Source organism: Nonomuraea recticatena, assembly GCF_039533245.1.
In the GTDB taxonomy this organism is placed as follows: domain Bacteria; phylum Actinomycetota; class Actinomycetes; order Streptosporangiales; family Streptosporangiaceae; genus Nonomuraea; species Nonomuraea roseola.
The window spans coordinates 295,933-316,144 of the sequence record NZ_BAAATE010000005.1 but is presented as its reverse complement, the minus strand read 5'-3'; the positions used below and the strand labels follow the sequence as shown (position 1 = coordinate 316,144).

Annotated in this window: 21 protein-coding genes; 12 read left to right on the top strand and 9 right to left on the bottom strand. The window is 69.9% G+C overall.

The window, feature by feature from the left end; translation table 11 throughout:
* Positions 1-196 precede the first annotated feature (196 nt).
* Together ABFX50_RS13070 and ABFX50_RS13065 are read left to right on the top strand one after the other, a co-directional pair.
* Entirely contained in the window at positions 197-952 is a 756-nt protein-coding gene (locus tag ABFX50_RS13070) for a sulfite exporter TauE/SafE family protein (protein WP_183652234.1), read from the top strand.
* 30 nt (positions 953-982) lie between these two features.
* Positions 983-1,231: a hypothetical protein gene (locus ABFX50_RS13065; protein ID WP_346146185.1), complete on the top strand. Its 249-nt coding sequence runs from the start codon at positions 983-985 to the stop codon at positions 1,229-1,231.
* A gap of 355 nt (positions 1,232-1,586) precedes the next feature.
* Here ABFX50_RS13065 and ABFX50_RS13060 read toward each other — a convergent pair whose 3' ends face one another.
* The 5 genes from ABFX50_RS13060 to ABFX50_RS13040 all read right to left on the bottom strand — a co-directional run bounded on the left by ABFX50_RS13060 (position 1,587) and on the right by ABFX50_RS13040 (position 6,186).
* A complete protein-coding gene (locus ABFX50_RS13060; RefSeq protein ID WP_346146183.1) occupies positions 1,587-2,471 on the bottom strand; it encodes a Rieske (2Fe-2S) protein in 885 nt (294 codons plus the stop codon).
* A 30-nt stretch (positions 2,472-2,501) separates the two neighbouring features.
* The gene (locus tag ABFX50_RS13055; protein WP_346126938.1) at positions 2,502-3,104 is read right to left on the bottom strand and encodes an HD domain-containing protein; all 603 of its coding nucleotides are present in this window, start codon (positions 3,102-3,104) and stop codon (positions 2,502-2,504) included.
* A gap of 46 nt (positions 3,105-3,150) precedes the next feature.
* Entirely contained in the window at positions 3,151-5,247 is a 2,097-nt protein-coding gene (locus ABFX50_RS13050; RefSeq protein WP_346146181.1) for a molybdopterin-dependent oxidoreductase, read from the bottom strand.
* Between the two features lie 158 nt (positions 5,248-5,405).
* Complete coding sequence (locus ABFX50_RS13045) at positions 5,406-6,047, bottom strand: hypothetical protein (protein WP_346146180.1); 642 nt, start codon at positions 6,045-6,047, stop codon at positions 5,406-5,408.
* 1 nt (position 6,048) lies between these two features.
* The gene (locus ABFX50_RS13040; protein ID WP_183652219.1) at positions 6,049-6,186 is read right to left on the bottom strand and encodes a hypothetical protein; all 138 of its coding nucleotides are present in this window, start codon (positions 6,184-6,186) and stop codon (positions 6,049-6,051) included.
* Positions 6,187-6,862: 676 nt separating this feature from the next.
* Here ABFX50_RS13040 and ABFX50_RS13035 point away from each other — a divergent pair.
* Both ABFX50_RS13035 and ABFX50_RS13030 read left to right on the top strand, forming a co-directional pair.
* Complete coding sequence (locus tag ABFX50_RS13035) at positions 6,863-7,726, top strand: helix-turn-helix domain-containing protein (RefSeq protein ID WP_346146177.1); 864 nt, start codon at positions 6,863-6,865, stop codon at positions 7,724-7,726.
* Between the two features lie 53 nt (positions 7,727-7,779).
* Complete coding sequence (locus ABFX50_RS13030) at positions 7,780-8,004, top strand: DUF397 domain-containing protein (protein WP_346146176.1); 225 nt, start codon at positions 7,780-7,782, stop codon at positions 8,002-8,004.
* 87 nt (positions 8,005-8,091) lie between these two features.
* On the opposite strand, the gene ABFX50_RS13025 is transcribed toward ABFX50_RS13030, so the two are convergent.
* A complete protein-coding gene (locus tag ABFX50_RS13025) occupies positions 8,092-8,310 on the bottom strand; it encodes a DUF6082 family protein (RefSeq protein ID WP_346146174.1) in 219 nt (72 codons plus the stop codon).
* Positions 8,311-8,353: 43 nt separating this feature from the next.
* Entirely contained in the window at positions 8,354-9,748 is a 1,395-nt protein-coding gene (locus ABFX50_RS13020) for an MFS transporter (RefSeq protein WP_346146172.1), read from the bottom strand.
* 69 nt (positions 9,749-9,817) lie between these two features.
* On the opposite strand from ABFX50_RS13020, the gene ABFX50_RS13015 reads away from it, so the two are divergent.
* The 4 genes from ABFX50_RS13015 (at position 9,818) to ABFX50_RS13000 (ending at position 13,293) form a co-directional block, all read left to right on the top strand.
* Positions 9,818-10,666 (top strand): helix-turn-helix transcriptional regulator, encoded by an 849-nt coding sequence (locus tag ABFX50_RS13015; RefSeq protein ID WP_183652206.1) that lies wholly within the window; start codon positions 9,818-9,820, stop codon positions 10,664-10,666.
* A 15-nt stretch (positions 10,667-10,681) separates the two neighbouring features.
* Positions 10,682-11,755, top strand: coding sequence for a CapA family protein (locus ABFX50_RS13010; protein ID WP_183652203.1), 1,074 nt, complete (start codon positions 10,682-10,684; stop codon positions 11,753-11,755).
* A gap of 10 nt (positions 11,756-11,765) precedes the next feature.
* Positions 11,766-12,554, top strand: coding sequence for an alpha/beta fold hydrolase (locus tag ABFX50_RS13005; RefSeq protein WP_346146169.1), 789 nt, complete (start codon positions 11,766-11,768; stop codon positions 12,552-12,554).
* 64 nt (positions 12,555-12,618) lie between these two features.
* Entirely contained in the window at positions 12,619-13,293 is a 675-nt protein-coding gene (locus ABFX50_RS13000; protein WP_346146167.1) for a TetR/AcrR family transcriptional regulator, read from the top strand.
* Here the strand turns inward: ABFX50_RS13000 and ABFX50_RS12995 are convergent.
* Positions 13,262-13,624, bottom strand: coding sequence for a hypothetical protein (locus ABFX50_RS12995; RefSeq protein ID WP_346146165.1), 363 nt, complete (start codon positions 13,622-13,624; stop codon positions 13,262-13,264). The genes ABFX50_RS13000 and ABFX50_RS12995 overlap by 32 nt on opposite strands.
* Positions 13,625-13,820: 196 nt before the next feature.
* Here ABFX50_RS12995 and ABFX50_RS12990 point away from each other — a divergent pair, with 196 nt between their 5' ends.
* Positions 13,821-14,318, top strand: coding sequence for a tetratricopeptide repeat protein (locus tag ABFX50_RS12990; protein WP_221241227.1), 498 nt, complete (start codon positions 13,821-13,823; stop codon positions 14,316-14,318).
* Between the two features lie 93 nt (positions 14,319-14,411).
* On the opposite strand, the gene ABFX50_RS12985 is transcribed toward ABFX50_RS12990, so the two are convergent.
* Complete coding sequence (locus tag ABFX50_RS12985; protein ID WP_346146163.1) at positions 14,412-15,095, bottom strand: hypothetical protein; 684 nt, start codon at positions 15,093-15,095, stop codon at positions 14,412-14,414.
* 250 nt (positions 15,096-15,345) lie between these two features.
* Here ABFX50_RS12985 and ABFX50_RS12980 point away from each other — a divergent pair, with 250 nt between their 5' ends.
* The 3 genes from ABFX50_RS12980 to ABFX50_RS12970 are packed head-to-tail and all read left to right on the top strand — an operon-like array spanning position 15,346 to position 20,194.
* Positions 15,346-16,290, top strand: coding sequence for an endonuclease domain-containing protein (locus ABFX50_RS12980; RefSeq protein ID WP_346146161.1), 945 nt, complete (start codon positions 15,346-15,348; stop codon positions 16,288-16,290).
* Positions 16,287-16,934 carry a hypothetical protein gene (locus ABFX50_RS12975; protein WP_346146159.1) on the top strand — a complete coding sequence of 216 codons (648 nt, stop codon included), beginning with the start codon at positions 16,287-16,289 and terminating at the stop codon, positions 16,932-16,934. The genes ABFX50_RS12980 and ABFX50_RS12975 overlap by 4 nt, the downstream gene beginning before the upstream one ends.
* Positions 16,931-20,194, top strand: a complete 3,264-nt coding sequence (locus ABFX50_RS12970) for a helicase HerA domain-containing protein (RefSeq protein ID WP_346146157.1) — start codon at positions 16,931-16,933, stop codon at positions 20,192-20,194. Before ABFX50_RS12975 ends, ABFX50_RS12970 begins: the two co-directional genes overlap by 4 nt.
* Positions 20,195-20,212 lie beyond the last annotated feature (18 nt).

Genomic DNA, 20,212 nt, shown 5'->3' with positions numbered 1-20,212 from the left:
CCCGCCGGCTCGCGTTTCCTTCGTGCGCTTCCGGGAGTCCCGGCACGCCTCCCATCCCGGCCTCCCCCGCCCTCTTGGGGAGCTCCGCCGTCTGTGCTTCCTTCCGAGAGCTCCGCGGCCACCCCGGGGACGAGCAGGGGAGGAGCTGGCTCTAGGCTCGGGCCACAGTGCATACGGAATACGAAAGGGGCGGGTCTTGACGCCGTGGGAGGCGGTCGCGGTCTGCGCGGCCGGAGTCGCAGCAGGGGCCATCAACGCGGTCGTCGGGTCGGGCTCGCTGATCACCTTCCCCACTCTGGTGGCCGTAGGCGTCGACCCCGTGACCGCCAACGTCTCCAACAACATCGGCCTGGTCCCCGGCTCCTTCACCGGCGCGTACGGTTACCGCGCCGAGCTCAAGGGCCAGCGTGACCGCCTCGTCAGGATGGGCATGGGGTCGGCGCTCGGCTCCCTGCTGGGCGGACTGCTCCTGCTGGTGCTCGACCCCGACGTGTTCCAGATCGTGGTGCCGATCCTGATCGCGGTCGCCTGCGTGCTGGTCGTGGTCCAGCCGAAGCTGAACGGCTGGCTGGCCGCGCGCAGGCAGGACGCCCACCCCGACGGCGGCCCCTGGCTGTGGCTCGGCGTGTTCGGCGCGGGCATCTACGGCGGCTACTTCGGCGCCGCCCAGGGTGTGCTGCTCATCGGCCTGCTCGGCAGCTTCCTCGACGACGGCCTGCAGCGCGTCAACGCCGCCAAGAACGTGCTGTCGCTCATCGTCAACGCCACCGCCGCCGTGCTGTTCGTGATCATCGCGCCCATCGACTGGTGGGCGGTGCTGATGGTGGCTCTCGGCGCCACGCTGGGCGGTTTCCTGGGCGCGAAGGTGGGACGCAGGCTGCCCGCTCCGATCCTGCGCGGCTTCATCGTCTGCGTCGGGATCGCCGCGATAATCAAACTGGTGTACGGATAAATCCACAGCTCAATGGGTATAAATCATGGTATGAAGGGTGATCGGGTCGAGATCGTGATCGACGCGGGAGGCACTCCGCGAACCTACGAAGTGATCGCCACGAAAGCCGGACGGCGGGTCGAAGTGGCCAACCGGCGCGGCCTGGTAGAAGTCAGCGAGGTGACACGAAGCGGCACGGCCGTACGCACCGCGCGCTTCATGTCCAGCCGGATCCTCGCTCTGGTCGAACACCCGGCCGATCAGCCCCGCCCCGCGGGTCAGCGGAAGTCCGCCTCCTGATCGGCCTCGCACTCCCGCGGTGACCTCGCGGGCCGTCCTGTCAGCCGCTCGACGGTGTCGGTGACCACCTTGTGCCCGGTCCGGAACGAGGCCCACTCGAAGGTGTCGGTGACCCCCTTGTGTCCGGTCCTGAGCGAAGCCCGCTCGACGGTGTCGGTAACCCCCTCGTGCCCGGTCCGGAACGAGGCCCCGCCCGTCGAGCTCCTCCTCCACGATCTCCGGGTCACCCCAGAATCCGAGCTTCCGACTCGGGTGACCGGGGGGTCGCTGACCAGCGCCCTGGCCAGGACGCCCTCGGCGACGAGCCTGGAACGGTGTGGCCGCTCGCTAAACGACCGCGGAAGTCGAGCCGTAGTCAGGTCAAAGGCCGCACCTGGATGGTGCCGTCGCGCCGTACGCGGGTCTCGAAGGTGGGGGCCGGCGCGGTGGCGGGGCCGTGCTTGACGCTGCCGTCGGCGATCCTGAACGTGCTGCCGTGCCACGGGCAGACCACGCAGGGCTCGCCGTTCTCGATCACCAGTCGTCCCTGGTGCAGCGGGCCGGCCAGGTGCGAGCAGCGGTCGGCGAGCACGCTCACGCCGCCGCCGTGCCTGAGCACGAAGAGCTGGATGTAACCGAGCCTGCGGGTCACGGGACGCCCCTCGGGCAGGTCCTTGATCGGGCACAGATCGTGCCAGCCGAGCGGCACCAGGTGGGCGACCTGCTCGGCGTGGTTGGCGCCCGCCGCCTGCCGGTAGGCCATGTGGCCGCCGAGGTAGCCGCCGACCGTCGCGGCGCCGAGGCCCAGCATGGACAGCGCCTTGCCGCCGCCCTGCCGTCCGGCCATGCGGAGCAGCAACGAGCCGGAGAACAGGCTGAGGGCGGTGAGGTTGGTGACCATGTGGACGAAGCCCACCCGCTGTTGCTCGCGGTGGAGTGACGACCAGTCGGTGAGCCCCGCTGCCGCCGTCGGCACGGCGCCCGCCACCCCTGCGGCCAGAAGCGCCTTCGCCGCCTTCGGATCGGTGTTCATGAGGTCGAGCACGGCGACCGACACCCAGCAGCCGAGTGTGACCGTGGCCAGTGGCGGGTGCAGCGGTTTGCCGGTGGGCACCCCGTGCAACCAGTCGCGGAGCCTGCCCGGCCCGATCTTCTCCCGTACGGCTTTGGCCAGCACTCTGATCGGCCGATCCATCGCCCTGCTCTTCTCGAGCTTGTCGGCGAGGTCGACCGGCCCTGCCAGCCTGACTTTCTCCTTCACGACCAAACCCCTACCCCGGCGGTAAGGGGATCACTCGGACAGATGCCCCCGGCTGACCGAGAGGTCGATCAACTCGTTGGCGTAGACGCCGAGTGACTCCGAGCCATCCTCGATGATCTTCACCTTCTCGCGCACCTGGCCGGCCGTCACCTTGAACAGCGGCCAGGTGCCGCCCTCGGTGTGGTGGTTGGCCAGGATCGGGGCGAACCTGTCGAGGGCCTTGGCGAAGCGCGCCTCGACCGTCTCGCGGGCCTCGAACTCCTCCCACAGCTCCCTGAAGAGCACGGCCTGGTCGGAGGGGAGCAGGGCGAAGATCCGGTCGGCGGCGGCGCGCTCGGCGTCGATCTGCGCGGCCACCGCGACAGGGTCGTAGATGAAGGTGTCGCCCGCGTCGATCTCGACGAGGTCGTGGACGAGCAGCATGGCGACCACCCGCTGGATGTCGGTCCCCTGCGGGGCGTGCTCGGCGAGGATCATCGCCAGCAGGCCGACGTACCACGAGTGCTCGGCGTCGTTCTCACGGCGTGATCCGTCCATGAGGCTGTTGCGGCGGATCACCCGCTTCAGCTTGTCGATCTCCACTGCGAAGGCGATCTGGGCGTTCAGTCGGTCCTCTTCTTGCGTGGTAGTCACGCGCGACACCCTATTAATGTCCGACGTGTCCGGTCGACCGCAACGATCACAGGGAGGCAATCGTCACCGGAACGCCGTTGAACACGGCGTTGCCGGAAGGTATGTCGATCGCTGAGTCATCGGTCAGGACGTTCGCGCTGACTCCCGCGTGCTCGGCCGCGACGGCCTGCGCGCTGCCCGCGTGGCCCCATCCGTGCGGCAGGCTCACCACGCCCGGCATGATCGTGTCCGTCGGCTCCAGCGTCACCGTGAGCCGCCCGGTCGCCGACGTGATCACCGCCTGCTGCTCCAGGCCCAGCCTGGCGACGTCGGCGGGGTTGATCTGCAGCGTGCACCTGTTGCTGCCGCCGACCAGCGTGCCGACGTTGTGCATCCAGCTGTTGTTCGAGCGCAGGTGGCGCCTGCCGATCAGCACCATCTCGGGCGGCGCCTGATCGAGCCGCTCTCTCAGCCGTTCGACGTCCTCCATGAGCTGCGGAGGCGCCAGCTCGACCAGCCCGGAGGCGGTACGCAGGATCCCCGGCAGCCGTGGCTCCAGCGCACCGAGGTCGAGCCCGTGCGGGTTCTCACGCAGCTTCTCCAGCGACAGCCCGTACGGCCCGAGCTTCAGCATCATGTCGAGCCTGCGCTCGGCCCCCGTCTCTCCGGTGAGCTGGAGCTCCACTCCGGCCTTCTGGAGCGTCTGGTCGATGATGAACTCGTCCAGATCGCCTTCGAGCCCCGAGGCGATCATCGCGAGCCGCGCCATGATCTCCGACTCCGACGGCCGCTCGCCGAGAGGCAGGGCGGGACGCGAGTAGCGCGTGTAGTTGCGCACCGCGAAGCCCAGCAGCGCGAAGTCGTAGTGGCCCGACTGCAGCACTCTCGGCGGCGGCAGGATCACGTTCGCGTGCCTGGTCGTCTCGTTGAGGTAGGGATCGACGCTGACCATGAAGTCGAGCTGCCCGAACGCCTCGTCCAGCCTGGATCCGTTCGGCGCCGACAGCACGGGGTTGCCCGCCACCGTCACCAGGAAGCGCACCTGACCCTCGCCCGGCGTCTCGATCTCGTCGGCCAGCGTCGCCACCGGCAGCTCGCCGTTGGCCTCGGGCAGACCGCGCACGCGGCTCTTCCACCTGCCGGTCGTGTACGGCCTGCGGCTCCTCGGCGGTTCGGTGGCCGGCTTGGGGAACATCGCGCCGCCCGGCCTGTCGAGGTTGCCGGTGAGCGTGTTGAGCACGTCGACCAGCCACTGGGCCAGCGTCCCGAACTCCTGCGTGCAGGTGCCGATCCTGGCGTACACCGCCGCCGTGGGCGCCGCCGCCAGCTCGCGGGCCAGCCTGACGATCGTCTCCTCCGGCACCCCCGTACGGCGGGCGACCACCTCAGGCGGGAAGTGCTTGGCCGCCTCCCTGACCTCCTCGAGGCCGTTGACCTCGACAGAGACGCTGGTGAGCTGCTCGGCGAAGAGCGTGTGCACCAGGCCGAAGAGCAGGTAGGCGTCGCTGCCCGGCCGGACGAACACGTGCTCGTCGGCCTGGGCGGCGGTCCTGGTGCGCCGCGGGTCCACCACGACGACCTTCCCTCCGCGTCTCCTGATCGCCTTCAGCCTGCCGGGGAAGTCGGGGGCGGTGCACAGCGAGCCGTTGGACTCCAGCGGGTTGGCGCCGAGCATCAGCAGGTAGTCGGTCCTGTCGAGATCGGGGACGGGGATGTGCAGCGGGTGGCCGAACATCAGCCCGCTGGCCACGTGCTTGGGCATCTGGTCGGCGGTGCTGGCCGAGAAGACGTTGCGGGTGCCGAGCGCCCTGATCAGCGGCGCGGTGTAGAGCGCCCCCGCCATCGTGTGCGCCCCAGGATTGCCCAGGTAGACGGCGATCGTCTGCCTGTCCCTGACCCCTTCGAGCGCGCGGGCGACCGTGGCGAACGCCTCGTCCCACGACACCTCCCGCCACTGGTCGCCCTCCCTGACCAGCGGCTTGCTCAGCCGGTCGGGGTCCTCGTCGAGATGGCCGAGGCTGGCGCCCTTGGGACAGATGAAGCCCTTGCTGAAAGGGTCGTCCTTGTCGCCTCTGACGCCGGTGACGTGGCCGCTGTCGTCGAGCGTGAGCGTCAGGCCGCAGACGGCCTCGCAGAGAGGGCAGGTGCGGTGCACGGTCGTCATCGCTGCTCCTGAGTTCGTCATCCGAACTCATCTTGTCCGGTCCGGCGGGCGGTGGGAAGGCCCCAATGTCTGGCTTTCACCGCCACGGTTCAGGGGACGCCCGTCCGCCGTGGAGCGTCCCCGGTGCGTGGCCTTCCCGGTGCGTGGCCTGAGGGAAGTCAGGCCGGGATGAGCAGCGCGGGCGCTCTGCCGGGTGGCTCCTCGGTCTCGGCGCGGGTGGATTTCAGCGAGACCCAGCCGCTCCTGCCGTACAGCCGTTCGACACCCGGCGCGACCGCGCCCTCGCTCTGGTCCCTGCGGATGATCTCGACGATCACCAGGTGGGCCCATCTGCGGTGCTTTCGGATCCTGACGTCCCGCGCGAAGCAGGCCGCCTCGATCTCCCCCGCGAAGGCCTCGAAGTCCTCCGCGCAGATGCCCGCTCTGGTGAGAACCAGCGCCTTCTCCCCACGGGCCGTCGGCGTGATCCACAGGATGAGCGGGATCCTGCCCGCCCTGGTGTGCATGGTCGTCTCCAGGCAGAGCCGCTGCAGCCGATGCCTGGAGGCTACGCACCAGGCGTGCGCGACGATCCAGTTGCGTCCGACGCGGGTGACGGCGGGCACCGAGACCGCGCTGGTGAGCGCGAGGAAGGGCACCCATCGCCCGCCGCCGACGGCGGCGAGCAGCACCAGCGCCACTCCTGCGGTCAGCAGGAGTTCGGTGCGCATCCGCCAGAGCCTGACGAGAGAGCCGGAGCGCTCGGCAGCCGGCAGGTCGCCGACCGCCGGGTAGATCTGATGCCGAGGATTGCGGGACATCTCACGACACCTCCTCTGGGATGAGGGAGGCGCGCAACACCCTGAGCTGGTCGAACCGTGGGTCGCGGTAGGAGCGGGAGCCGAACCCCGTGCGGGCGACGGTCCAGCCGCGCCGGTGCGCGAACTCGTCGTACTCCATGCAGATCTCGCGATCCGTCCACGCGACGAGTTCCCGGATCCGGGGCTTGATTCGACCGAGTCCCTTGGTACCTTGTGAGTACAACATAGAAGACCCCTTTCGCGGCATTTCTGAGGTGGACTTCTGGGCCGGACCGGGCGCTGAAGAGCTCGGCCGTCACCGGGTGGCAGCCCGATCGCGTGACGGTGGGAGACCAGCGTCGGTCCGGCTTTGTGCTGAGTTCCTTTCGGCGGACCTGCATATCTGAACGGCGCCGTTGCCGGAAAGGGGCGGCCCAGACGGCCGCGCTTGAGCGTCTGCGAAAGGCCCGAGTGCGCATCGTCATCTCGCCTTCCTGAGCCTGATCGTCCCTCCGTGACCTGGCCCCGGCAATAGTCTGGCGGGAGAAAATTCAAATTTCTTCGCAATTCCCGCTGGGACATGCGCCGCATGAGTACCTGCAACTTGCACGCGAAATGTCAGAGGCTGCCGGGGCTCCCGGTAAACCATCACGAGCCCACCCCCTGACCGCTGGGCTTTTGCTTGCCCCCACCGTCTCTCCATGTCAGCCTTGAGGCAAGCCTTCGTGCGAGTCTCCGTGCAACTTGCAGTGTAAGATTGGCCGAACGGCCCAGAAATTCGGGGCTCAAACGGTTCTTCTCCGTTACACCTTCATTTCCGGTGAGGAGAGTGGACGGTGCCACCAGAGCAGGCCAGCCCCACGGTGCGCAGGCTCAAGCTAGGTCAGGAGCTCCGCCAACTGCGCGAGCGCAGAGGCCTGACGGGCGCGAGAGCGGCCAAGGAGCTCGGCTGGTCACCCAGCAAGGTGAGCCGCATAGAAGCCGCCAAGACCAAGCCGAGCCACGACGACGTCCAGGCCTTCGCGAAGCTCTACAAGTGCGATGACCAAAAACTCGACGAACTGCTCGGCCTTGTGGTGGATGCATATCAGCGGGGCTGGTGGGAGGATTACGAAGGCACCCTGCCCGGGGGATACACCAGACTTCTCGGGCTGGAGGCGGAGGCCACGTCCCAACAGAACTGGGAACCCCAGGTTGTGCCTGGCCTTTTGCAGACCGAGGACTATGCGCGGGAAGTGATCCTGGCCTCCCGTGGCATCGTGCGTATCACGCACAGCGGTGTCCGAAGCCGGGTCGAAGCCCGGCTCGACAGGCAGCAGCGTGTCCTGCATCGGGCGGATCCATGCATCCTGCACATCATCCTGGACGAGTCGGCGTTGATGCGGCGTTTCGGCGAGCCCTCGGTCATGCGTGCGCAGATGGAGCATCTGATTCAGCTCTCCGTGCTGCCGCACGTCTCTGTGCAGGTGTTGCCGCTGGAATCACTCCATCCGGTCAACACCGGCGCCTTCATCCACCTGAAGTTCGCGGCTTTCGACGATGTCGTATATCTGGAGCAGTTGTACAACCCACGCTTCGTCGAAGACCTCGAGATGGTGGCTGGATACGAAACAGCCTTCGACCACATCAGGGCCGAAGCGCTTGACGAGAACGAGTCCCGCGTGCTCATCCAGCGAAAGGCAATGATGTGGGGAAGGTGACGACGAAGCCTTCAAAGGGGCAAAGGTGCCCCTTTTACCCATTTGGGGAGAAAATGCACATCGACACCACCAGGGCGGCCTGGCAGAAGAGCAGCTTCTGCAACGGCGCTTCCACCTGCGTCGAGGTCGCCAGCCTCGCCGACGGCAGCGTCGCGCTCAGGGACAGCAAGGTGCAGGACGGTCCCGTCCTGGTCTTCACTCCGAGCGAGTGGGCCGCTTTCACGGCCGGGGTTCGTGACGGCGAGTTCGACCTCGCCACGCTTACCGCGAGCGCGTGAAGAACGGCCCTGGCAGGTTGCTGACACAACCCACAGGGCCGCTCCACCTCAGCCGGCCCCGTCAGAGCACCGCGGAAGCCGCGCACATCATGGCACGCGCCTGGAGCGGCGCCTCCTGGCCCACATCAACACGCCGACCAGCGCGATCGCCCGCGGTCTTGGCGCACTACGCGCGGGTGGCGGCGTGGCCTTCCCGACGCTGTCGAGGATCATGGCGAAGCTGGCATGGCGCTTGTTCTTCGCCACGCTCATCCGGTGCTCGCGAGTCCGCTCCCAGAAGCGACGCCCCGCCTCCGTCGTGAACACTTCGTTCTCACCATGGGCCGCCGCACCCTGAGACTCGAATCATTCACGTCCGGGCGGGGGAGACCTTTGCCTTGACGAGGAAGAGTGAGCTCAAGCCGGCCAGTACGGCGAGCGCCGCCAACGCGACAGCCGTCCCGAAGGAGGCCTGGCCCGTCTGGCCGTGCATGAGGGAGATGAACAGCGTGCCGACCGTGGCCACGCCGATCACCTGGCCGAGTTGCATCACCGTGAGCAGCGCGCCGCTCGCGTCGGCGGCGTAGGCGCTCTCGACCTGCTGGGTGGCCAGGTTGGTCACGGCGATCTGCACGCCGAGCCCCGCGCCGATCAGCGCGCTCAGGACCGCGTACGGCACGCCGCCCCCCGAAGCGGCCGCCAGTCCGAGGTAGGCCGGCGCGGCCACGACGTACCCGACGGGCACCAGCGAGCGCTGGAAGCGCTGGGGGAGCTTGGGCCAGGCCAGCCCGACCAACGCGAAGGCCACCGCGCACGGCACCAGCATCAGTCCGGACATCAGCGGGCTCAGGTGCAACTCCCCCTGCAGGTGCAGCGCCGAGGTGAACAGGAAGGCGCCCCAGGTGGCCGGGCCGAACAGCAGCACCGCGAGACCCGGCCGCATGCCGGGCGCCCGCAGCACCCTCGCGTCCACCAGCGGCCTGCCGCCCCGCGCCGTCACCCATCGCTCCACCTGGACGAAGACGGCGAACATCACCAGGCTGAGCGTCATCGAGGCCCAGCCCCACAACGGCCAGCCGAGATCGCGGCCGAGCACCAGCGGCACGATGAACAGCAGGACCGCCGCCGACAGCGTGACCAGCCCCAGAGGGTCGAGGCCGGCCCTGCCGCCGCCCTGGTCGGCGGGCAGCACCTTGAGCCCCGCGAGAAGAAGGAGCGCTCCAACGGGCACGAGCACCAGGAAGACGATCCGCCAGCCTGCCCCGAAGCCGAGCAGGATGCCGCCGAGCGCCTGTCCGACCACGATGCCGCCGCTCACGACGGCCGACCAGAGGCCGAGCGCCCTGCCTCTGGCCTCACCCTGGTAGTTGTGCTGGATCAGGGTCAGCACCTGCGGCATCATCAGGGCGGCTCCCGCGCCCTGAGCGAAGCGGAAGGCGACCAGCCAGCCCGTGGAGGGGGCGAGTCCGCAGCCGAGCGTGGTGAGCGTGAAGAGGGCCAGGCCGGTCAGGAAGGTGTTGCGATAGCCGAACAGGTCGCCGACACGGGCACCGGTGATCAACAGGACGGCATAGGTGATGGTGTAGCCGGCGACGATCATCTGCAGTCCCGCGCCAGAGGAGTGCAGGTCGGCCTCGATCGTCGGAGTGGCGACGTTCACGATGTTGACGTTCAGGACGGCGAGGAACTGGCCGAGAAGGACGATCGCAAGGAGCAGGCCACCGCTCCTGGTCGTGGACTTCTCGACGGGCGGAGCTTGGATCATGCTTCCAGAGTGGTAGAAAGTAGATACTAGTAAAAAGAGTCCCTTTATCCCGGTATTGGCGGCACCTGGATGAGTAAAAGGCGTGACGACCTGGCGGCATTCCTCCGCACCAGGCGTGAGCGGGTCACGCCCGAGATGGTGGGGCTGCCGCCCGGCACCCGCAGGCGTACGCCGGGGCTGCGCAGGGAGGAGGTCGCCCAGCTCGCCGGGGTCGGGGTGACCTGGTACACCTGGCTGGAGCAGGGACGGCCGATCAACGTCAGCCTCCAGGTGCTCGACTCCATCGCCCGCACCCTCATGCTCGACGCCGCCGAGCGTCACCAGCTCCACCTGCTGGCCGGGCACGCCGAGGCGGCCCCCACGCCCGATGGCGGTCTCGTCACCCCGTCGATGCAGGTGATCATCGATCAGCTCAGCCCGTTGCCCGCCGCCTACAGCAACAGCCGCCACGACGTCCTGGCGTGGAACCCCGCCTACGCCGCGCTCTTCCCCGAGCTGGTCAGCGCGCCGGTCGAGGAGCGCAACTCCCTCTGGCAGTGCTTCGTCCACCGCGAGTGGCGTACCGCGCTGGTCAACAGGGAGCAGGAGCTCCACGGCAGCGTCGCCGTCTTCCGTGGCGCCTACACCCGTCACGCCGACGACCCGTGCTGGCGCGACTTCGTGAAGCGGCTGTCGGCGGCCAGCCCCGAGTTCGCCGCGCTGTGGGCCACCCACGACGTGGCCGATCCCCGCTCGCGCGCCAAGACCTTCAACAACGAGGTCGTGGGGGAGCTGCGCTTCACGAGCGCGATGTTCAACTGCGCCTCGGCACCGGAGACCCGCATGACCGTCTACACCCCCGTCGACGAGGCGACACGCTCGGCCGTGGTGTGGCTCACCGCGCACAGTGAGCGTGCCCATGGCATGCTCGGTGCCTGAAGATCAGGAGGGCAGATGAGACCGAGCCACGCCGTCATCGCCGTGGGGGTCGCGATAGCGCTGACCGCTTGTTCGGCGGCGAAATCGGATCAGGCGGCAGACGTGGCCGAGAAGCCGACGATCGCCCCGAGCCTCCCCGAGGAGCCGGAGCGCCGGCCGTACACCATCTCCTTCGGCGGTGACGTGCACTTCGAGGGCGTGCTGCGCAGCAGGCTCGCCAACCCGCGCACCGCGCTCGGCCCGATCGCCAAGGTGCTGAAGGCGTCGGACCTCGCGATGATCAACCTGGAGACCGCGATCACGACGGGCGGCACGCCGGCGCCCGGCAAGCAGTACACCTTCCGCGCCCCCGCCACGGCCTTCACCGCGCTCAAGGCGGCGGGCGTCGACGTGGTCTCCATGGCCAACAACCACGGCATGGACTACATGGAGAGCGGTCTGGCCGACTCCATGGCCGCGATCAAGCGCTCGAGGTTCCCCGTCGTGGGCATCGGCAGGAACGAGACGGAGGCGTACAAGCCCTACCGCGTCACGGTCAACGGCAACCGCGTGTCGATCATCGGGGCCACCCAGGTGCTCGACGCGGAGTTCATCCAGTCGTGGAGCGCCGCCGGTTCCAAGGGCGGGCTGGCCTCCGCCAAGAACGAGGACAGGCTCATCAGGGCGGTACGGCAGGCCCGCAAGTCCTCCGACACGGTGATCGTGCACCTGCACTGGGGCACGGAGATGCAGAAGTGCCCCAACCCCGCCCAGCGCTCCCTCGCCCCCAAGCTGGTCAAGGCGGGCGCGGACGTCATCGTCGGCGGCCACGCGCACATCCTGCTCGGCAGCGGCTACCTGGGCAACGCCTACGTCAACTACGGCATGGGCAACTTCGTCTTCTACAACTGGGGGCCCGAGACGGGCAGGACGGGCGTGCTCACGCTGACCATCGACGGCCGCAAGGTGCTGAAGAACAAGTGGACCCCCGCCACGATCCAGGGCGGCGTCCCGATCCCGCTCACCGGCGCGGCCAGGACCCAGGCCATCACCAACTGGAAGAGCCTGCGTTCCTGCACGGGCCTGGCCGCCAGCCCCGAGGACAGCTAATCTTTGGACTGTGCGTCTAATAGCCTCCGGTGAGGTACGGCTGGCGGTCTACGAGCAGGGCGACCCCGCCGGCCCGACGATCGTGCTGCTGCACGGCTACCCCGACGACCACCGCGTGTGGGACCAGGTCGCCGACCTGCTCCAGGACCGCTTCCACGTCGTCCGCTACGACGTGAGGGGGGCGGGCGGGTCGTCGGCGCCGCGCGCGGTCGGCGACTACCGGCTCGACAGGCTGGCAGCCGACATGGACGCCGTGCTCGACGCCGTCGGCAAGCCCAAGGTCCACCTCGCCGCCCACGACTGGGGCTCCATCCAGGGGTGGTACTTCGCCGGCAGGAGCGACAGGCTCGCCTCCTTCACCTCGCTCGGAGGTCCTGGGCTCGACCAGGCCGCCGCCTTCTTCCGCCAGGCGGGTCCCCTCAGGGCGGCAGGGCAGCTGCTCCGCTCGTGGTACATCGCCGCCTTCCAGCTGCCGGTGCTGCCCGAACTGGTCATGGCGCCCCTGGCCCGTGCGCTGGGCGCCACCGCCGCCGACGCCCGCAACGGGCTCAAGCTCTACCGGGCCAACATGGCCGGCGGGCTGAGCCGTCCTGGTGACCCGCACGTGAACGTGCCCGTCCAGCTGATCGAGAGCACGCGCGACCACTACGTCTCCCCCTGGCTGCTCGCCTCCCTCGGCCAGTGGGCGCCGAAGTTCAGGCACAGGAGGATCGTCGCCGACCACTGGGCGCAGCGCTCGCGGCCGGAGACGGTCGCCGCACTGATCGCCGAGTTCGCCGAGTGGACGACCGACGGGTGAGCCGCATTGCACGTCTTTCTACAATCAGCCTTTTCCAGGGACGGGGCGGCCGATTGGAGGCAAGATGAAGACCGTGTCCTCCTTGCCGGTTGACGACGACGGCACCGAGCCCACCCCGCTCCGCCGTCAGCCCACGCAGCGCCGTAGCGCCCGCAGGGTCGAGCGCATGCTCGACGCGTGTGCCCACCTGCTCGACGACGTCGGTTACGAGGCGCTGTCCACCACGCGCATCGCCGAGCGGGCAGGGGTGGCCATCGGGTCGGTCTACCAGTTCTTCCCCGACAAACGCGCCATCACCCAGGAGGTGACCAGGCGCAACGTGGAGCTGTTCGTCTCCAGGGTGGGCGCCCGCTTCCTCGACGAGGACTATCGCGGGTGGTGGGAGGCGGTCGACGCGATCATCGACGAGTACGTCGACATGCACAGGAGCGTGCCGGGCTTCAAGAGCCTCCACTTCGGCGACGTCGTCGACCTCAACCTGCTCGACTCCGACTCCGAGAACAACATGGTGATCGCCGGCCGGCTGCGCGGTCTGCTGCTCGAGGAGTACGGCCTGGCCGACAGCGAGGAGCTCGACGTGGCCGTGCTGGTCGCCGTCGAGGCGGGCGACGCCGTGCTCAAGCTGGCCTTCCGCCGCGACCCCAAGGGCGAGCCCGAGATCGTGGCGGCGGCCAAGCAGCTGATCAGGTCGTTCCTGTCGCGCAGGCTCAATCCTCGCCGGCAGCGTCAGCAGGCGTGATCGGCTTCGGATTCCACTCCGGCGCGGGCACCACCGGCTGGTCCTGCCTGGGCCCGCGGTTCCTGGGCGAGGTGGGTGTCTCGGGCGCGGGCACGAAGGCCGCCGGCACGGGTTCTCGCTCGGGCTTCGTCCTGCTCTCCCCACCGGGCCCGCACGGGCGGGGTAGCGAGATCTTGGCCACCTTGGTCGCCAGCCGCTGATGGAGCGCCGAGACCCGCTGTTCGGCCGCCTCCACAGCATCGAGTCTCGCGGAGAAATATCCGGCGGCGCCCGGGATCACGGCCGACAACACCGCGGCACAGGCGATCGTGAAGGTCAATTGCTTGGACATGCCGAGCCCCTTCCGCCCCTGATGACGTGTGCCGTATATGCCCAAGGTCCTGTGCGGATACGCGGAGAGTAATGGGGTTTGCACGAATCGTTGCCGAAGTCGTGCCCGGCCGGTGATGCGCATTGTCCAGGCAAAAGCCGGTGCGGCTCGATAGTCTCGCGGTGTGGCGCATGTGACCCGTGAGCACCTTGATCGCTTGCTTGAGCAGGCCCTACTGGCGGACGACCACGGATCGCTGGCCAGGCAGCTCGACGAGCTCGCCGTCGCCTATTCGTCGGGCGACGTCTCCCGCGCGGCCATCCTCGTGCTGGCCGCCGACGAGTGGAGGCAGGCCGGCCAACCGGCCCGGGCGTTGGAGTGCTTCCAGCGCGCGGTCGACGACGGAGGTGAGTCCGGCATCGACCCCAGAGCGGGCATCGCCGACACGCTCTTCGAGCTCGACAGGCCAGGCGAGGCGAGAGAGATCATCGAGACGCTCAGAGTCGAGGGCACCGCCACCCCGGCGACTGCCCACAACATCGCCGAGACCCTCGTGGCCTACGGCGATCTGCAGGGCGGGCTCGAGTGGGCCACCCAGGCGGTGCTCGCCTGCGCCGAGGACGATCCCGAGCACGTCGCCCTGCTGCGCACGCGTTACCGCATCAGGCTCGACCTCGGCCTGCCCGAGGACGAGCTCGACTCGCTGATCTCCTGACACCTGAAGGGCCGGGCCCCAGGGGGCACGGCCCTTCAGCTATGTGGATCCGCGGGACGGAGGCGCGCCGCGTCCCGCGGATGTGCTGGGCCCTCAGCCCAGGTCGAGTTCCTCCGCCAGCCCGTCGGCCCCTTCGCCGTTCGTCACTGACAGGGGCGGCAGCACCTGCGCGCCGCGCTTCTCCACCAGCTCCCCGACCCTCGCCGTCACCTCGTTGATCGGCGGGGTCAGGTTGATGGGGGCCGTCATGCCCGTCACCCCTGCCGCGTCGGGCATGGCCACCTCGGGCGCGTTCACTTCGGCCACCTCGGCCACCTCGGCGACCTGGGCCGCCTCGGCCCGCCCGCCCAGCTCGCCCAGCCTGAACCCGTCGTCCACGGCCTCCGTGCTCGGCAGCGTCGGCAGCCCCGGCAGGTCGGGCGTCATCGACAGCTTGGAAGCCTCCACGATCCCCTTCTCCCCCGGTACGCCCGAGGGGAGGGAGGGCAGTCCCGCTCCCGCGGCGACGCCGCCCGTGTCGGCGAGGCTCAGCACCGCGGTGGTGCGCGACAGTCCGGGCAGTCCCGCCGTCTTGGCCAGGCGCTCGGCCGACATCGACAGCCCCGAGCCCCTGGGCGCGGTCATGGCCGTCCTGGTGGCCCTCGCGCGCAGCCCGGCCGTCTCCTCGCAGACCCCCGCCACGGTCGTGCGGTCGAGCAGAACGACCTTCTCGTCACAGATCTCGGCCGACGCGGGCGCCGCTGCAAGCCAGCTCGCCCCCGTCGCCAGCACGGCCACCGCAAGGACGCTCCGAATGCCCCGTGATGCGTTGTACATGCACGTTCCCCCTTGATCGTGTTCGGTGATCCGACGAATGACGAAGCTAGTCACGGGGGCGCGGCGGTCGGCGTGGCTTGGGGCAACGGTGGCGAAGTCCTTAGGGATCGCGACGCGCGTCCAGAACATCTCGTAACACTCACGTGCGGCGGGGCCGATTACGTATAGCTTCAGCAAAGAGTGGATGGTCCGTAATCGGGGGGATTCCGCAGTGTCGCCGGTCGTCCTCACGCATGCCGCTGCCGCTCCGCGCCGGATGAGCGATCTGGTGGCGGCGGTGCTGCGCGACATGGAGGATCTCGCCGTGCGCCGCTTCCCCCAGTGGTTACCGGGAGCCGAGCAGATCGCGGGGCCCGGGGGCGCAGGCGTGCGCGCCGTGCGGATGCTGGCCGTACGGCTGGCGGCGGGTGACAGGCACTTCGGGCCGTTCCTCGCCGACCTCGCCGAGGCGGCGCTCAGCGGCCGCCCTTGTACGGCTCGCCTGCCCGCCGAGGTGCGCGCGGCGGGGCTGGGCAGGGTGCTCGGCACGGGATCGACGATCGCGGTGACCCCGCCACGGGGGATGAGCGGGAGCGAGGCCGAGGTGCTCGCGGCCGGATGCCGGTGGCTGGAACGGTGGAGCGGCCTCCACGTCCAGTGCCGCCTCCAGGAACCGCCGCCCCCCGCCCCACGGAACCCGCCGGCCGCACCACGGAACCCGCCCCCCGCGTCACCGAACCCGCCTGCCGCCCATCCGGAGCCGTCGGTCGTGTTCCGGGGGACACACGTGGCGCTGCCGGGGGCGTCTCCCGGGCTGTCGGGGGCGCGGGTGGCCCGGGGGAGGCCGCATCACGCGAGCAGGGCGGAGCAGCGCCTGGAGAGCGTGCTGGCGGGATGCGCGTGGGCGGCCGACAGGGAGTGGAACCAGGGCTACCACGCCCATCCCCTCACCAACCCCATCAGGCCGGACCTGCTCTGGCGCGAGGCCCGCGTGATCGTGGAGATCGACGACGACAGCCACCTGCGACCGGAGAAGTTCGCGGCCGACCGGCAGCGCGACGTACGGCTGCAGCGGGACGGTTTCGTGGTGCTGCGCTTCACCAGCCACGCCGTCCTGTCGGACCCCTGGTCCGTGGCCCGCGAGATCGAGGACTTCGTCAAGAGAGGCAAGCGATGAAACTGTCAGCTGTAGAGACGGCGGCCATGATCGTGCTCATGGTCGAGGGTGACGAGGTGCTCAACTCCGACCTCGCCAAGCAGCACGGGATCAAGCTGACCCCCAAGCACAGGGCGAACCTGAACGAGCTGAAGCTGGTGGAGACCCGTCCGCATGGCAGGACCATGATCCACGTGCTGACCGACAGGGGATGGGCGCGGCTGGCGGACGAGTTCCGCGAGGGGGTGGCCGCCTCGCCAGGGGCGACGGGTGGCGCGCTGCGGTCTCTGGCCTCGGGTGTCGCGCGCTTCATGGAGCGCACCGACCACCGCCTGGGCGACCTGTTCGAGCCTGAGCCGCCCGTCGGGGCCGCCGAGCGGCCGGAGGCCACCGAAGCCCTGGGAGGGGTGGAGAGCCGAGTGCGCGGGGCCTATACCGAGCTGGCTCGCGAGCCGGGCGGCTGGGTGAGCCTGACCGACCTGCGCAGGCGCCTGAGCGAGCTGCCCAGGGACCTGATGGACGACGCGTTGCGCAGCCTCAACAGGCAGCCCGACGTCGTCATGGTGCCCGAGGACAACCAGAAGGCGCTGAGGGCGGAGGATCGCGAGGCCGCGCTGGTCATCAGCGACCAGCACAAGCACTACCTCGCGATCGGCGTGCGATGAAGGAGTGGGAAGCGCTCGGCGCGCTCAGGCTCAACGCCGTCCACGCCCCTGACGACGTGTGGCGGCCTTCGCCGTACCACGTGGAGAGTCTGCACTCGACGGCCGCGCTGGACATCCGCAGAGGGCTGGCGGAGGCCAAGGAGAGCGTGGACGCCAGCCCGATCGGCGTGGTGATCCAGGGGCAGCGGGGTACGGGCAAGACCCACCTGCTGGGCTGGGCCCGCGAGCACGCCCAGCGTGAGGGCGGCTACTTCTTCCTGGTCGGCCTGCTGGACGCCAGGAACTTCTGGGACAGCATCGTGATCGCGATGCTCGACAGCCTGTGGCGTCCGGCCGAGGACGGCCAGTCACAGCTGCGGCTGCTGCTCAACAGGCTGGCGGCGCTGGCGGACGTGCCGAGGATGGTACGCAGGGCCGTCGACGGCAGGCGCCCGCTGGACGGCGAGGCGCTGGACCTGTTCGTGGGCGCGCTGCGCCGCAAGGGCGGCGTGGTCCTCAGGGACGCGCACGACACGGCGAGGGCGCTCGTGCTGCTGGCCTCCGACGACCTGGCGGCCCAGGACGTCGGGCAGGCCTACCTGTCGTCCATCGCCGACGAGGGACAGGGCAGGGAGTGGGGGCTGACCAAGGGGTACAGGTCGCCCCAGGAGGTGGTGCGCGACCTGTCGAGGCTGCTCGCGCTGACCGGGCCCTCGGTGATCGCCGTCGACCAGGTCGACGCGCTGGTGGCGCAGTCGACGTCGAGGCTCGACGACGGGCAGGGCGCGGTGATCGAGCAGGTCGCAGGAGGGCTGATGGCCCTGCGCGACGTCACCAGGCGGACGGTGACCGTCCTGTCGTGTTTGCCGCACACCTGGATGATGATCCGCGAGCAGGCGACCGCCACCGTCCGTGACAGGTTCAGGGAGCCTGCCACGCTCAGGGTGCTGAAGGACGCGCAGACCGCGCGGGCCATCGTGGAGCGGCGCTTCGCGGCGGGGTTCGGGCGGGTGGACTTCGAGCCGCCGTACCCGACGTGGCCGGTGAGGGAGGACGCCTTCGACAGCGCGGTGGGCCTGACACCGCGGCAGATCCTCATCAAGATCGACAATCACGTGCGCGCCTGCCTCGCGGACGGCGAGATCAGGGAGCTCGACCGGCTGGACGAACCTGGCGGCGGCGAGGGTGAGGGCGAGCCTCCGCCGCCGGGGTCAGGGCCCACGGGGCTGGCCGCTCTCGACGCCCGCTTCGCGTTCCTGAGGGACGGCGCCGACGTGGGACCCGCCACCGAGCCCGAGACCGAGGACGCCGTCATGCCCGGTCTGCTGTCGGCGGGGCTCTCGGCGTGGATGGCGGGCAGAGGGGACGCGGCGCACCGCTACGCCCAGGACCCTCCGCCGAGCAGCAAGCCGCCCCTGCACGCCCGCCTCCGGCTGACGCTGGACGAGGCGACCGAGGACGAGGTGCACTGGTGCTTCAGGGGTATCGCCAGCGCCAACGCCGTCGCGGCGCTCCACAGGCTCAGGGCGGCGTGCGTCTCGGCGGGACTGCGGGCCGAGGTGCCGAAGCGGCGGCTGTACGTGCTGCGGAACCAGGCGTGGTCGAACGGGCCCAGGACCACCGAGGCGCTGGCCGCGTTCGAGGCGGCGGGCGGCAGGGTGCTGCGGGTGGAGGAGTCGGACCTGAAGGTCCTGGCCGCACTGCGGGTGCTGCTCGAAGAGGAGCCCGCCCACCTGCAGGAGTGGCTGGCGTCACGGCGGCCGGCCGAGGACGTGAAGGTGCTGGTCGAGGCGCTGAGCCGGCCGCCCGCGCTCGCCGGGGGACAGGCGCCAGGCCCGGAGGCCGACGAGATCCCGGACAGCGCCGGGCTCGCCGAGCCCGCCCGGAGCATCGAGGACGCCGGTGAGGCCGGCGCCGCCGACGATCCCGACGTCACGGGGCCCATCGCCCTCCCCTCGGCCGCGACCTCCGTCCCCGAGCAGAGCGTGGAGGAGGCGCCGGCCCGGCCCGTGGAGGAGGCGCCGGCCCGGCCCGTGCACGGTGACCTCAGGCCGTACCTGGTGCTGGGCAGGACGGCGCACGAAGGCGAGCAAGTGCGGATCGCGGTGGCGGCGCTGAGGAAGCACACGGCGATCTTCGCGGGCTCGGGGTCGGGCAAGACGGTGCTGATCCGCAGGTTGGTCGAGGAGTGCGCGCTGCAGGGCGTCTCCTCGATCGTCCTCGACCCGAACAACGACCTGTCCAGGCTGGGCACGCCCTGGCCCGAGGCTCCGTCCACCTGGGAGGAGGGCGACAGGGAGCGGGCCGAGGAGTACCTGGCCGGCACCGACGTCGTGGTCTGGACGCCGGGCAGGCAGGCGGGCCGTCCTCTCGCCTTCCAGCCGCTGCCCGACCTCGGCGCTCTCGTGGACGATCCCGACGAGTTCGGCCAGGCCCTGGACGCCGCCGTGGCCGCGCTCGCGCCGAAGGCCAAGATCGACGGCGCGACCGCCAAGGCGCTGCAGTCCCAGGCGGTGCTCCGGGAGGCGGCCAGGCACCACGCCAGGCGCGGTGGCACGGGGCTGGGCGGGTTGATCGCGCTGCTGTCGGACCTGCCCGACGGCGTCAGCGACCTGGCCAACGCCGTCAAGCTGGCCGCCGACGTCGCGCAGAATCTGCGAGCCGCCGCGATCATGGATCCGCTGTTCGGCGGGAGCGGCACGCCGGTGGACCCCGGCGTGCTGCTCACGCCCGAGCCTGGGCGAAGGGCCAGAGTGTCGGTGATCAACCTGGCGGGGCTGCCCTCCGAGGAGCAGCGGCAGAGCTTCGTCAACCAGCTCCAGCTCGGCCTGTTCTCCTGGATCAGGCGCCACCCCGCGGGGGACAGGCCGCTCGGCGGGCTCCTGGTCATGGACGAGGCGCAGACGTTCGCTCCCAACGGCAGGAACACCGCCGCCACGGCGAGCACGCTGATGCTCGCCTCCCAGGCCAGGAAGTACGGCCTGGGCCTGGTCTTCGCCACCCAGGCGCCGAAGGGCCTGCACAACCACATCCCGGGCAACGCGGCCACGCAGTTCTTCGGCCTGCTGAACGCCCCGGTCCAGATCGCCGCGGCCACGGACATGGCCAGGGTCAAGGGCGGCCACGTGTCGGACATCGGACGGCTGAGGGCCGGCCAGTTCTACCTGGCGACCGAGGGGACGGGCCTGCACCAGATCAGGGTGCCGATGTGCCTCACCCACCACCCCGACTCCGCCCCCACCGCCGAAGAGGTGCTGGCCCTCGCCAACGGCAGACGCTGAAGCCCCGGACGGGAGCCC